The organism is Ensifer sp. GW821-FHT05G01, from assembly GCF_059419585.1.
Window position 1 is genome coordinate 1 of sequence record NZ_JBWKSC010000013.1, and the last position, 13,873, is coordinate 13,873.

Genomic DNA, 13,873 nt, shown 5'->3' on the forward strand with positions numbered 1-13,873 from the left:
GTCGGCGCCGGCAGAGGTGCTGAGTGTCGCATTTCTAACTGGCTGGCAACGTCGCGCCTCTAATCAGCTTTGACATTCTGTGTGGCCGGGCGGATTCCATTTTCAAATGCGACAAAGGCAAATTGGCCATCGTTTCAGGACGATGGATGTGGCCCGCTCATTTGTGCAGTTGAGTATGGATGAACGTTGCAGGATTGCGCGTTGGCGAGCCGCTGGCCTTAGTTGCAGTCAGGCGCACAGGCTTCGCTTTGCTGGATCGGAGAACACCTTCGATTACCTGCATGCAACGAAGGCTTATCTGCAGCAACGGTGACCTAGTGTTACTCCGGCGAGACCAAGCCTGGCGGAGAATAGGCCCAATCTATGCCACCGCTCAGAGAACGAGTGCGCTGGTCCTGTTCTCGATCAAGCGAACGAGGTTCAGTGCCGTCATTTCCGAGGATTTCGGATTGGTTGCAAGCGGACGGTTCTGCAGGCGGATTTCGAGCGTGCCGAAGGGCCCGCGGGCGCAAATGCTGTGCATGTTTTCCACGGCTTTGGGGTCGGCGACGAGGCGCACGCGCGTGCGATCCATGCCGATGCCGGCGAGTGAGGTGGTCGCTGCCACATTGGCATTTTGCGGAAAGGCTGTCGCCGCCTCGGCCGCCGAGCCCTCGAAGAAGGCTTCCGCCTCCTGCAGTTCTGTCAAGCGACAGAGCTTCTCGGCCGGCGTGCCGAGCCAGGCCCGCGCGGGTTTGGTGATGACGTGCTCGACGCTGTCCAGCCCCAACCGCGACGCCGCCGAGAGGGCATCGATGCCGCCGAGCGCGCCCGGCGGAATGATCAGTTTGCTGCCATTTCGCCGCGCCAGCTCGACGAGTTCGTCGAGCACAGCGACATCCACCAGGGCGGAGGTTGAGGTGACGGCGAAATCCATGCCTGCCGCCAGCGCAGCGCGGGCGAACGGCAACACGCTTTCGCGGCTTGCGGCTTCGACAACCAAGGTCGCGCCGGTCGCAGCCAATGCCTCGGGGCTCGATAGACGAACCGCCCCCTCCGGCATGGTCCCTTCGACTTCCTTTGGATCGCGCACCGCGATCCCAACTATGCGGGCACTCGCACCCCTCGCCTTCAGAAGTGCTGCGACCCGCTGGCCTATGGCGCCCCAGCCGACGAGGCAGATGGCTTCGACTGTCGACATAAAGGTTCCCCTGTCTTGGTGCCGGATCAGAGCGTCACCCAGCCCTCGGGCGGGGTTTTTCCGGGGTGTACGGTGCCGCATTTCGGGCACGTGCGCAGCTTCTCGTCCGCGTAGAAAGCCTGGTAGATCGGCGGCAGGTCGTCGACGATGGATTCGAGGTCTACCTCCGCCCGGTGCACGAGCTCGGTGCATTCGAAGCAGTACCATTCGACCGCGTCGAGCAGGCCTTCCGGTCGCGTCGGCTCGATAACGAGACCGATCGAACCTTCCATCGGCCGCTGTGGCGAATGGCGCACATGCGGCGGCAGCAGGAAGATGTCGCCCTCGCGGATCGGCACGTCGTAGAAGTCCTTGCCGTCATAGAGCTTCAGCACCATGTCGCCCTTGAGCTGGTAGAAGAACTCCTCGACGGGGTCGTCGTGGTAGTCGGTGCGCTTGTTGGGGCCACCGACGATGGTCACCATCAAATCGGCATCCTTCCAGATCTGCTGGTTGCCGACCGGCGGCTTCAGCAGGTGCTTGTGCTCGTCGATCCACTTCTGCAGGTTGAAGGCTTTCAGCTTGGTCATGGTTTTCCTCCCTCTCCCGTTTAACCCAATTTCAGACCGCACTCTTCAAAGGCGGCTCGGGTCAGTCTCTTTTCCTCGTCCGTCAGCTCCAACAGGGGGCGGCGAACCGCTCCACCCACCTGGCCGAGCAGTTCCTGCCAGTACTTTTGGTGCGCATGGGGCTTTTCCGCCGACTTGGTCTTGCGGAAGGCGTCGCGAACACCTTGCAGGCTCGCGCTAACGGCGCGTGCCTCCCCGGCCTTTCCGGCTAAGGCGAGTGCTGTGTATTCGGCCATCCGGCGGTCCGTCTTGGTCTGGAGCGTGTAGGGCGGCGAGGAGCAGAGATAAAGCTGCCAGCCCAGTTCCAGCACGTTATCCAGCCATTCCTCTTCCGAAGCGGTCGAGACGAGGATGCGGTCGCCGGCAAGTGCTGTCAGTTTCTTGTAGAGGTCGCGAGGTACGGAATATTTGATCGCCACCACCGTCTCGATATCTGCGAGCCGGTTGCACAGTTCCGGGCTCATCAGGTAGCCGCTGTCGGGATGCGACCACAGCGCCATGCCGATATCCACCTTGGAGGCGATGGTCTCGTAGTAGCGCAGCAGCGTCTCGTCCTGCTCTTTGAAGAAGTGCAGGATCGGCGCATGCACGACGATGTAGTCGGCGCCACACGCCTGCGCGTGCCGGGCAAGATCGATCACCACGTCCATGTTCTGATCCGAGCAGGACATGATGGTCTGCGCCCGGCCGCCGGCAGCATTCACCGACAGATCGAACATGTGCTTGCGCTCGTCGACCGACATGGAGAAGAACTCGCCCTGCTTGCCGGCGATAAACAGGCCGTCGATCCCCAGGTCGGAAATCCAATGCTCGACATTCCGGCGATAGCCGTCCTCGTCGATCGCGCCATCGGCAGTAAACGGCGTGTTCGCCGCCGCCCAGATGCCGCGCATTGTGGCGCGGGAATGAGCCTTTGCATCTTTACGCTGGTATTTCATGGCGCTCCCTGTCGCATGTCCTTCCGGCGGCGCATGAAGCAGGCCGTCCCGGTCTCCGTTGTCGTCATTTAGCGCAGGAGAATCTTATTCATAAAGACGCATAGTTCGTATATATTCATGCTGAAATCAGTATGGATGACCCGATGCTCAATCTCCGTCAGATCAAGTGTTTCCAGGCCGTGGTCGAACTCGGCAACTTCTCGCGCGCTGCCGAGCGATTGCACACGAGCCAGGCCGGGATCTCGCATGCGATCCGTGACCTCGAGGCGCTGCTTGGCGCGCGTCTCTTCGACCGCACGACCCGACGGGTCGAGTTGACCGAAGCCGGCCGCGTCTTCGCTGCCGGGGCCTTGCCGGGACTGGCGGAAATCGAGCGCGCCGTCGATGCGGTGCACGACCTCGGTCAGCTTCGCACGGGCCTCGTGCGTATCGCCGCCCCGCCCTTCCTCGGCGCAACCGTGCTGCCGCGCCTGTTGCAGGAAGTCGCAGCGACCCACCCGAACCTCAAGCTCAGGATCGAGGACGTGGTGACAGATCTCATCGCGCCGAGGGTGCGCAGCGGCCTTTGCGACCTCGGTGTCGGCACCTTCGCAAGCGACGAGGACGGACTTGAGATTCAGCGGGTGCTGCGCGACCAGCTGATGGTTTTTGCACCCGAGGGCCACGCCATCTGTGCGAAGGCCGAAGTGGCCTGGTCCGCGCTCGCCGACCAGTCGATCATCACGCTGACCCGGGAAAGCAATATCCGCCTTCTGACCGAGGTCGGCTTCGAAAGCGCCGGCGTACCGCTGCGCCCTTCGCTCGAAGTGCACCAGATCAACACGGCCCTTTCGCTCGTCGAGCGCGAGGCGGGTCTTGCCATCCTGCCGACCTATGCCTTTACCGGCCTGAACGGCCGCAAGATTTCAGCCCGTCCGTTGGTCGAGCCGTCGATCGCCCGAGACGTGGCCGTCATTACAGCGCGTGAGCGCACGCCCTCCCCTGCGACGCTCGCGGTCCGCACCGTGCTGCGCAGGGTGCTGCGCGACATGATCCCGGTGATCGGCTGACGGAACGCAAGCAGGCCGAAACCGTGACAACAACGGTTTCGGCCTCGGTTCCGCTTGGTTGCGGTGCGTCAGACGCGCTCAGGCGATGCGCAGCGACACGTTCTTCACGACGGTATAATGATGCAGGCCTTCCGCGCCACCCTCGCGGCCAAGGCCGCTTTCCTTGACGCCACCGAACGGCGTTTCGGCGACGGAGGCCTCCAAGGTGTTGATCGAGAGGTTCCCGGCCTCGATGCCCTGAATGAGGCGATCGACATTGGCAACAGAGTTCGTGAAGGCATAGGCGGCCAGACCAAAGGGAAGCGCGTTCGCTTTGGCAACAGCCTGCTCCACTGAAGAAACCGGATTGATCAGGGCAAGCGGGCCGAAAGGCTCTTCGGAAAGCGCACGGGCATCATCCGGCAGATCGGCAATCGCGGTCGGTGCGAAGAAGTAGCCCTTGCCAACGAGGCGCCCACCGCCGCAAAGCACGCGCGCGCCCTTGGAACGCGCGTCGTCCACCAGCTCCTGAAGGGCTGCAATGCGACGGTCGTTGGCGACCGGCCCCATCTGGGTCGCGGCATCAAGGCCGTCGCCGACCTTGATGGATTGCGCCTTTTCCTGGAAGGCGACGGTAAAGCGATCGTAGAGCGCCTCGTGCACGAAGAACCGCGTCGGCGAGGTGCAGACCTGGCCGGAATTGCGGTACTTGCGGGTCGCACAGGCAATGCCTGCGGCAACGGGATCGGCATCCTCGCAGACGATGACGGGCGCATGCCCGCCAAGCTCCATCAGTGCCGGCTTCATGACCTGCGAAGCGAGCGTCGTCAGGTGCTTTCCAACCGCGGTCGAGCCGGTGAAGGCGACCATGCGGATACGATCCTGCGGGATGAGATATTCGGAGATTTCGGCGGGATGGCCGAAGACGAGGTTGAGCACGCCGGCTGGCAGGCCGGCATCGTGGAGCGCGCGGGCGATGTGCACGACGCCCGTCGGTGTCTCCTCGGAAGCCTTCATGATGATGGAGCAGCCGGCGGCAAGCGCCCCGCCGATCTTGCGGGCAGGCTGGCTCATCGGGAAGTTCCACGGCGAGAAAGCCGCAACCGGGCCGATCGGTTCATGCAGCACCATATAGCGGATACCCGGCGCGCTCGGGATGACCCGGCCATAGAGGCGCACGCATTCGCCCGCGTCCCATTCGAAGAACTCGCAACCGCGGATGACTTCGGACCGAGCCTCTGAGATCGGCTTGCCGTTTTCCAGCGTGATCGAGCGGGCGATGTCTTCCAAACGCTCTCGCAACAGCTGGGCTGCTTTCAGGATGATTGCTGCGCGCGCTGCGGGGGATGTCCGGCTCCAGGCCTGAAAACCCTGCCAGGCCGCATCGGTTGCGTCGGCGAGATCGGTCTCGCGGGCGACTGCGACCTTGCCGATGACCTCCTCATTGGCAGGGTTGATGACGGCGAGCGTCTCGGATGTCGCCCTCCATTTGCCACCGATATAGAGCTGAGCATGCGTTTCGTGAGCCATGAGATTGCCTTTTCGCCAGTCCTTTGGAAGGCCGAGCCTTCCTGTCCAGCAATGGATGCAATCAGCGGTCTGATATAACAATCCACATAGGTTGAATGAATTGATATCGAAATGTGATAAGTCTTCAGCCAGCCAACAAACGCGAAAAGGCGCCTTCCCGGCCGGGAAAGCGCCCTCTTCATCCTTCCTACCGTTCGCCGATCAGGTCACCGCACTGCGCACCGCGAAGCGGGCATCGCGCCATGCCCCGGTTTCCATCACCTCGTGCAGCACGTCCACGGCGTTCCAGACATCTCTGAAACTCGTGTAGAGCGGCGTGAAGCCGAAGCGGATGGTGGCGGGTGCGCGGAAATCGCCGATGACGCCCCGCTCGATCAGGGCCTGCATGATTTCATAGGCCCCCTCGTGTTCGAAGGAGACCTGGCTGCCGCGCACAGTACCATCCCTTGGTCCGACCAGTTTCAGGCCAAACGCGCCGCAGCGGGCCTCGACGAGCTTGATGAAGAGATCGGTAAGCGCGATGCTCTTCTTGCGGATCGCCGCCATGTCCACCTCGTCCCACAGGTCGAGGGCTGCCGACAGCGCCCGCAGCGACAGGATCGGTTGCGTGCCGGAGAGGAAGCGCAGGATGCCCGCACCGCCGTCGTAGCCGCGCTCGAAGCCGAACGGGCGGGCATGGCCCCACCAACCGCTGAGCGGCTGGCTGACCTTTTCCTGGTGACGCTTGGCCACATAGATGAAGGCGGGCGCGCCGGGGCCACCGTTGAGGTACTTGTAGGTGCAGCCGACGGCGAAATCGACGTTGCAGCCGTCGAGTTCCACCGGCAGCGCGCCGGCGGAATGGCAGAGGTCCCAGACGACGAGTGCGCCGGCCGCGTGGGCGCGCTTGGTCAGCGCCTCCATGTCGCGCAGTGCGCCGGTCTTGTAGTTGACGTGGTTGATCAGGACCACGGCGACGGTTTCGTCGATCAGGTCCTCGATCCGGGGTGCATCTTCACCTTCCAGCCGCATGACCGTGCCGGGACGCGTCGCGATCACGCCTTCGGCCATATAGAGGTCGGTCGGGAAGCTCGAGCTTTCCGCCACGATGACCTTGCGCTCATGATTGAGACCAAGTGCCGCGTGCAGCGCCTTGTAGACGTTTGCCGAGGTGTGGTCGGTCACGGCCGTCTGACCAGGTGCGGCGCCGGTGAGGCGGCCGACGCGGTCGCCGAGCGTCAGCGGCAGCGCAAACCAGCCGGCCTTGTTCCAGCTGCGGATGAGGTCCTGACCCCATTCGAGCTTCGCGGCTTTTTCGATCTCGGCATAGGAGGCGAAGAGCGCCGCGCCGAGCGAATTGCCGTCGAGATAGGTGACGCCTTCGGGCAAATCAAAGCGGCTTTTGAAGCCCGCGAGCGGATCGTCGCGGTCCAGCGCCTCGACGGCATGAATATCGATCTTCATAGGGGCAGTCCTTCTATTCACGAATGGCTTCGCGGGCTGGCATGGGCCCGCGGCTACGCTTGAGAGTCGGCAGGGCGAGCATGGCGAGCACGAAGAGGCCGGTCGCGAGCTTCAGGTCGGTCGGCGGCATTCCGGCTGCCAGGCACAGAGAGACAAGCTGGTAGTAGACGATGGCGCCGACGAAGGGTGCTGCGAGCTGGCGGCGGATGGTCTGCTTGCCGACGATGGCTTCGCCGATCATCAGGGCGGCCAGGCCGTTGATCAGGGTGCCGATCCCCATGTTGACGTCGGCAAACCCCTGCGATTGCACCATGAGCGCACCGCTGGTCGCCGAGAAGGCCCCGGCAAGGCCGACGCCACCGATAGTGGCCGCCCAGATGCTGATGCCCTGCGCTTCCGCCATGTCCGGGTTGGAGCCGACGGCGCGCATGGCCGTGCCGCGTTCGGTCCGGAAATAGAGGTTCAGCAGACAATAGACGGCAATACCGAGCAGGCCCGCGACGACGATCTTGCTGACAGGAAGCCCGGCTCGACGAAGGGAATACCATCAAAAATGGTCGGCGTGCCGTAGACCGAGAGGTTGGACTTGCCCATGAGCCGCAGATTGATCGAGTAGAGCATGGTCATCATCAGGATGCCGGCCAAGAGCGTATGGATGCGGAAACGCAGATGCACGAAGGCCGTGCAGCTTCCGGCCAGGAACCCGGCGGCCATCGCCGCGAGGATGGCAAGCCAGCCCGGCGCGCCGCCGGCCAGCGACAGTGCGCAGACGCAGCCGCCGAGCGGGAATGCGCCCTCGCTGGTCAGATCCGGAAAGTTCAGCGTGCGGAACGGCAGCATGATGCCGAGCACGATGAAGGACAGGATGAGGCTTTGCGCCAGCGTGACCGGCACGAGCGCGATGAAGTTCGAGATAACAGTGTAAACCGTGTCCATGTCAGTCTCAGCTCGCCAATAGCATTCGATCGGTCTTCAATCCGAAGTGACCGATGAGTTTCGGGATCGTGACATCGGCTTTCTCCGCGCCGGTGATTTCGAGCCGTATGCTGCCGGCGTCGAGCATCACCACGCTATGGCCGAAATCGACAGCGTGCTGCATGTTGTGCGTCACCATCAGTGTGGTGAGATTGAAGGCCTCGACAGCGCGGACCGTTGCCCGCATGACGATGTCGGCGGTGCGCGGATCGAGGGCCGCCGTATGCTCGTCGAGAAGCAGGAGATCAGGCTGGTCGCACGTTGCCATGATCAGAGAAAGCGATTGCCGCTGGCCGCCCGAAAGCAGCTCGACGCGTGTTTCCAGACGGTTCTCCAGTCCGAGGTTCAGCGCGGCGAGGCGTTCGCGGTAGCTCGCGAGCCGCTTGGCGTTGAGGCCACGGTTGAGGCTCAGCTTCTTGCCGCGCAATTCGGCAAGAAGCATATTCTCCGCTACCGTCATCGAGGCAGCCGTGCCCTTCATCGGATCCTGGAACACCCGGGCGACGCGGCTTGCGCGCTTGTGCACCGGCAGCGCCGTGACATCGTCTCCGTTGATCAGGATCTTGCCGGAATCGAGCATCAGTGCGCCGGAAATGGCGTTCAACATGCTGCTCTTGCCGGCGCCGTTCGATCCGATGACGATGGCGAAGTTGCCGGTCGGGAGCGTCAGACTGAGGTCGTTGAGGGCGATCTTCTCGTCGGGCTGTCCCTTGTAGAAGACCTTACGTGCAGATCGGATTTCGAGCATCCGTTCCTCCTCTGAGCAATTCCAGCAAATGCGTCTCAGCGGCTTTGCATCAGGAATTGTGAAAAAAACAAAAGGGTCGAGCGCTCCTGGCGCTCAGGCGGACGGTGCTCAGCGCACCGACCGCCGATGGCGTCAGGTCACTCGACGATGCATTTGCAGTCGGCGAGCGAAGCCGGGATCTCGATGCCGAAGGCAGCCATCGCCTTCTTGGAGATCAGCGCCTGGTGATCTTCAACGGCAGGGCGCACGGGGGCGATGGACTTCGGGTCCTTGCCCTTCAACACTTCGGCCGCGATCTTGCCGGCATTCTCGCCGACCTGTTCGTAGTTGACGGCGAAGCTTGCCGGTACGAAGCCTTCGAGCACCGCGGTATCGACGGCGTTGACGACCGGAATGCCAGACTGGCGCGCGGCCGACGCAACCGCGGCGATGGCCGGCTGGATCATGTTGGAGGTCGGACCGTAGATGACGTCCACCTTGCCGGCGAGCGAGGTGATTCTCTGCTGGATGTCATTGAGATTGTCGACGCCGACTTCGACGACTTCGAAGCCCTGTTCGGGTGCGATCTTGCGAACGGTTTCGAGCAGCGCCACGTCATTGGCCTCGCCCGGATTATAGGGAAGTCCTAGGCGCTTGGCGTTCGGCAACAGCTTCTTGGTGAAGGCAAGCACCGCAGCCATGTCCTGGCTGTCGGTCGCACCGGTGATGCCATCGTCCCCGCTTTCGGAGGACGGGACGAGCTTGGCGGCTACCGGATCGGTGACGGCCGTGAAAACGACCGGAATGCCGGAGCCGGCGAGTGCCTTCTTGGCAATCTGCGAAACCGGCGTGGTGACGGTGTAGACGAGCTTCGGTTGTTCGGCCTGCAGCTTCGCGATCATCTGCGGCACGAGCGAAGCGTCGAAATTGGTGTGGCTTTCCGTGTAGACGACGTCCTTGCCCTCGACGAAGCCGTTTTCCGCGAGCGCCTTCTTGAAACCGGCGATCGCTGCATTGAGTGGCGGATGTTCGCCGAAATTGGCGATGCCGATGCGGATCGGATCGGCGGCGGCCGAGCCAGTCGCTGCGAGCATCAGGCCGACGGCCATCAGGCTTGTGATAAGTTTCGATTTCGTGGTCGCCATGTGTTCCTCCTCCAGCTGTCGCAATGACAGCACGACGAGGGATGAGGAAGCGCAGCCGCACGGCAAAGTCAACGAGATAGTATACAATTATCGCAATTTGCGATTATCATATACTTTTCTCGAATATATGATGCCACCGATCGAGGTGCCACTTTTTGGGGAGTGCAAGTGAGCGAAGAGCAAGAGAACGGTACAAAAACAGAGGCCGCCTACCGGATTTTGCGGACTGAGATCCTCATGACCCGGCTGCAGCCGGGGACGCCGTTGCGGGTTGATCTCCTGAGCAAGACCTACGATGTCGGGCGGACGCCGCTGCGCGAAGCCCTTTCGCGGCTGGAGGCGGAGCGCCTGGTCGTGGCGATCTCCAATCGCGGGTTCACGGTCGCACCCGTCTCGCGGGCCGAGTTGGAGGATCTGACGAAGGCGCGCAGTGTCGTCGAAATCCCGTTGTTGCTGGAAGCCATGGAGCGCGGCGGTTCCGAATGGGAATCGGCCATCGTCACCGCGCATTACCGCCTGTCGCGCTGCAAGACGATCCTCGAGGACTCCTCCGACCTTTCCGTCGATGCCTGGATGGAACGGCACGAGGCATTTCACGCCGCCCTGCTCAGCGCGGCGCAATCGAGCTGGCTGATGCGCTTCCGCGCAACCATTTCGGACCAGCTCCAGCGCCACTACCGCTTCCTGGCCTTCGCCCCCGCCCTGAGGGCTGCCGCCGGCGAGACTGACGGATACGAGGAGGCCATGGCTGCGCTGCATAAGGCGCAGTCGATCGGGCCTCATACCGACCTGATGGAGGCCGTGCTTGACCGCAACGCCGAGCGCGCCCGTCTGCTGATGGACGAGCATTTCGGTTATCCGCTGGAAGTTTACGCCGTCGAGGAAGGGGAAGCGGCAGCCCTTGCAGCGCGCAAGAAAGGAGCGCGCACGCGCACTCATAAGAAATCCGCATGAATTAATGCTGATTAAGGCGATTGTTATAGGGAAAGCGGTTCTGTTTCATACCTGCCAGCAAACGGGAGCGGCGTGATTTCTGCGGGCATGAGGAAGCCCGCGCAATCCACTGACACAACGAAGGAATTCGGAATGCGACGCCGTGGGCGTTCGCTGCCGTCCTGTCGTTTGCCTTGCGCCGCGGCCGCCTTGGACGCGGGCATTCACCGATATTGCAGGAGGAGACGGACATGCCGAAAAGGCTGATTATCACATGCTCGATTTTGTGTCTGGCGGCGGGCTCTGCCCTTGGTGCCGGCTGGGAAAAGGACGTGCCGACGGAGATCAACATCCAGGATCCCCACCTCAAGCGCTGGTCGGAGCTGACCTATGACAAGCTGCCGCCGGCGCTGACGCCGGGCAAGGATTACGGCATGGATCCGACAACGGGCAAGTTCAACGCGCCGCGCGCCACCGCACTCGGCGCATCGCCGAACTTCCCGGGCCAGCTCGACCATTGGGACGACAAGACCTACAAGAGCAATGTCGAGGAAATCGCCTTCTACCCGCACATCACGTCGCCGTGGCATGCCTGGCCGGACGTCGCGGATTTCAACGGCAAGCGCTACATGTACCTGCATGACCGCGATTACATGCGGGTGCTCGACATCACCGACCCCGCAAAAGCCAAAGTGGTCTATTCCAAGGGCGGCGTCTGGGGACCGGAAGGCTCCAGCGAGGACTGGGACGCCAAGACGGTGCAGGACTATTTCGGCGGCATGACCATCGCCTGGAGCGAGAAGCTCCAGAAGAACGTCGTCGTTGCCTCCTACGAGATCGGCCGCTTCGGCATCCTCGACAACAAGCGCACGCAGCCTGACGTCGTCGAGACGCTGCGCCAGTACAATTCGCTCAAGGGCTTCAAGGTCTACGAGATGAACGGCCCGCTGCCGAGCGACTGGAAGCTGATCGCCACCCGCACGACCGACATCAACAACCCCGACGCGCCCATCGGCAAGCAGCAGGGCTCCGGTTCGCTCGACGCGCCCGCCTGGTTCGGCGGCAAGTACATGTATCTCTCGGCGGCGCCCGACGACAGCTACGCCTTGACCGAATACCCGGACTACCTGCATTCGCCGGGGTACCAGGCCTGGGACATGACGGACCCGGCCAATCCTCTTTTCGTCAGCCAGGTCACCGTTCCTGGCCAGGTGGTCGGGGACAAGGCAAGCGAGGATGCCTACCTGATGAACCCGCGCGCCGGCAACCGCACGTCCTGGATGGGGTCGCGCATGCCGCTGTTCCTGCCGAAGCCCGTGGAAAAGGGTGGCACGATCGGTTTCGGCGCCATGGGCGGTCTCGGCTTCTACACCTTCGACCTCACCAAACCCGGCACGCCGGAAATGCTCGGCCATCTGAGCATTCCACCGAGCTTTGCCGGCACCGAGTTCGACAATGCCGACACCAGCCAGTACGAGCGCACCGGCTATGTCTTTGCCAACGGCTACCCGATGAACTCCAACTGTTACGAACCCTACAAGGACGTGCTGGTCATCGACGCCAAGGATCCGAAGGACCCGAAGGTGGTCGCCACCTTCCCGCGCCCGACCCCGCCGGCAGAGGCCGAATTCACCGACTATTGCCAGCGGCGCGGCAGCTTCGGTCCGAAGCGCTCCGGCACGACCCACCAGCCGGGCCACAGCCGCGAAGGCATCCTGCCCTATGCCTTCTACAACGCCGGCCTGCAGATCTTCGACGTCAAGGATCCGAAGGATCCGAAGATCGCCGGTTACTACGTACCGCGTTTCCCCAAGCCTGAGGAAATGCCTGATTACACCTATGAGAATGCCAGTTTCGCGGTCTTCACGGAGTATGACCGCAACATCATCTGGCTGATCAGCATCGCCGGCATTCGCGCCCTGAAGACGCCTCTTCTCGGTGAGCCGAAGACCGGTCTTACCGGCGAAGTCTGGCCGCCGCGCGGATAACCGCTGACAGGGCCGGCATCGCAACCGACGCCGGCCCATCCTCTGCCATTCCATCCGACCCCAATCAGGATCTGCTTGTCCGGCGCGCCGTGGACGGAGCCGTCGAAGCTTTCCCGATTTTCTGAAACCAATGAGAGAACCAACTCAAGATGAACAAGCAATCCAGTGCGACGTCGCCTTTCCTCCTGAAAGGTGCCGCAGCAGCGCTCTGTGTGATGGCCGGCATGCAACCGGCAATGGCCTCGGACGCGGAACCCGTCGAATATGTCCGCGTCTGTGATGCCTATGGCAACGGCTTCTTCTATGTACCGGGCACCGAAACCTGCCTGAAGATCAGCGGCTACTTGCGCCACGAGGTTGCTGCCGGCGACGATGTCTACTGGGGCGGCTCGCTCGATGGCTTGCCGGGCAAGGCACGGGCCACGCTGCGCTTCGACGCCCGCAACGAAACCGAGTTCGGAACGCTACGTTCCTATCTGGAGACCCGTTTCGAGCACAAGGCATCGGGAGAGCGTATCTATATTTCGGAAGGTGTCATCGAGCTTGCCGGCTTCTCTGTCGGGATTGCCGATTCCCTTTTCGCGAACTGGACCTGGGGTGCCGGCAACGTCATCTACGACGACGTCATCTACTATTCCGGTGACCGCACGATGCAGGCGAGCTACACCCACGACTTCGGAGGCGGATTCTCCGCTATGGTCGGCGCCGAGGAAGGCAACGGCTCCTGGGAACTCGAGACGGTCGATGCGTCGGGCGTGGCAAGTCGCGAGTGGTTTGACCTGCGGGCCGACAGGATTCCGCACCTCCTCGGTGGCGTCAAGTACGAGCAGGACCGGTTCACGCTCTTCGGCATGGCTGCCTATGACACCCGCTATGACGCCTGGGCCCTCAAGGCACGCGTCAATCTCGAGGTCAGCGACGCGCTCTCCTTGTTCGTCATGGGCGCCTACCAATCCGACCCAAGCCAGCCCAACTATTATGGCAGCTGGTATGGCGATTGGGCGATGTGGGGCGGATTTTCCGCAGAGGTCAGCGAGAAGGCCACCATCAACAGCCAGATCTCCTTCGAGGAGGACGGCACGTGGAACGCGGCGCTTAACGTCGCCTACGAAGTCGTACCGGGCTTCAGGATCACGCCGGAACTTGACTACACCGCCTTCCGTGGCTTCCGCGGACACGAAGACGCCTTCGGCGGCGTCGTGCGTTTCCAGAGAAACTTCTAAACATGCGAATATGCGTCGGCGGCGACATCGCCGCCGACGCATGTCTATGCTCGACGACGAGCGCGACGAATGATGTGGCTGAAATCGGCACGACGATGCCGGTGCTCCGTTCAGCCATCGCTGCATCGCCAATCGTTTTCATTGTCATCGAAACC

At 62.4% G+C, this 13,873-nt stretch carries 11 protein-coding genes and 1 pseudogene; 4 read left to right on the plus strand and 8 right to left on the minus strand.

From position 1 onward, the window contains the following. Positions 1–373: 373 nt before the first annotated feature. The 3 genes from AC07UR_RS26375 to AC07UR_RS26385 are packed head-to-tail and all read right to left on the minus strand — an operon-like array spanning position 374 to position 2,726. Positions 374–1,180 (minus strand): aspartate dehydrogenase, encoded by an 807-nt coding sequence (locus AC07UR_RS26375; protein ID WP_209789750.1) that lies wholly within the window; start codon positions 1,178–1,180, stop codon positions 374–376. Between the two features lie 26 nt (positions 1,181–1,206). After that, on the minus strand, positions 1,207–1,749 hold the full coding sequence (locus tag AC07UR_RS26380) for a 3-hydroxyanthranilate 3,4-dioxygenase (protein ID WP_077502360.1): 543 nt from the start codon (positions 1,747–1,749) through the stop codon (positions 1,207–1,209). Positions 1,750–1,769: 20 nt separating this feature from the next. After that, positions 1,770–2,726, minus strand: coding sequence for a dihydrodipicolinate synthase family protein (locus AC07UR_RS26385; RefSeq protein ID WP_209789751.1), 957 nt, complete (start codon positions 2,724–2,726; stop codon positions 1,770–1,772). A 143-nt stretch (positions 2,727–2,869) separates the two neighbouring features. Here AC07UR_RS26385 and AC07UR_RS26390 point away from each other — a divergent pair, with 143 nt between their 5' ends. Next, positions 2,870–3,775: a LysR family transcriptional regulator gene (locus AC07UR_RS26390; protein WP_209789752.1), complete on the plus strand. Its 906-nt coding sequence runs from the start codon at positions 2,870–2,872 to the stop codon at positions 3,773–3,775. A gap of 78 nt (positions 3,776–3,853) precedes the next feature. On the opposite strand, the gene AC07UR_RS26395 is transcribed toward AC07UR_RS26390, so the two are convergent. From AC07UR_RS26395 to AC07UR_RS26415, 5 genes and pseudogenes are all read right to left on the minus strand, one after another. Next, positions 3,854–5,284 (minus strand): NAD-dependent succinate-semialdehyde dehydrogenase, encoded by a 1,431-nt coding sequence (locus tag AC07UR_RS26395; protein ID WP_209789753.1) that lies wholly within the window; start codon positions 5,282–5,284, stop codon positions 3,854–3,856. Positions 5,285–5,485: 201 nt separating this feature from the next. Continuing rightward, on the minus strand, positions 5,486–6,727 hold the full coding sequence (gene kynU, locus AC07UR_RS26400) for a kynureninase (protein WP_209789754.1): 1,242 nt from the start codon (positions 6,725–6,727) through the stop codon (positions 5,486–5,488). Positions 6,728–6,740: 13 nt separating this feature from the next. Further along, a pseudogene (locus tag AC07UR_RS26405) lies at positions 6,741–7,663 on the minus strand (ABC transporter permease). Between the two features lie 7 nt (positions 7,664–7,670). Next, entirely contained in the window at positions 7,671–8,450 is a 780-nt protein-coding gene (locus AC07UR_RS26410; protein WP_209789755.1) for an ABC transporter ATP-binding protein, read from the minus strand. A gap of 137 nt (positions 8,451–8,587) precedes the next feature. After that, the gene (locus AC07UR_RS26415) at positions 8,588–9,574 is read right to left on the minus strand and encodes an ABC transporter substrate-binding protein (protein WP_209789756.1); all 987 of its coding nucleotides are present in this window, start codon (positions 9,572–9,574) and stop codon (positions 8,588–8,590) included. 168 nt (positions 9,575–9,742) lie between these two features. Here AC07UR_RS26415 and AC07UR_RS26420 point away from each other — a divergent pair, with 168 nt between their 5' ends. The 3 genes from AC07UR_RS26420 (at position 9,743) to AC07UR_RS26430 (ending at position 13,718) form a co-directional block, all read left to right on the plus strand. Next, positions 9,743–10,528, plus strand: coding sequence for a GntR family transcriptional regulator (locus AC07UR_RS26420; RefSeq protein ID WP_209789757.1), 786 nt, complete (start codon positions 9,743–9,745; stop codon positions 10,526–10,528). Positions 10,529–10,758: 230 nt separating this feature from the next. Further along, entirely contained in the window at positions 10,759–12,495 is a 1,737-nt protein-coding gene (locus AC07UR_RS26425) for an LVIVD repeat-containing protein (RefSeq protein ID WP_209789758.1), read from the plus strand. A 149-nt stretch (positions 12,496–12,644) separates the two neighbouring features. Further along, positions 12,645–13,718: a porin gene (locus tag AC07UR_RS26430; protein ID WP_173422833.1), complete on the plus strand. Its 1,074-nt coding sequence runs from the start codon at positions 12,645–12,647 to the stop codon at positions 13,716–13,718. Positions 13,719–13,873 lie beyond the last annotated feature (155 nt).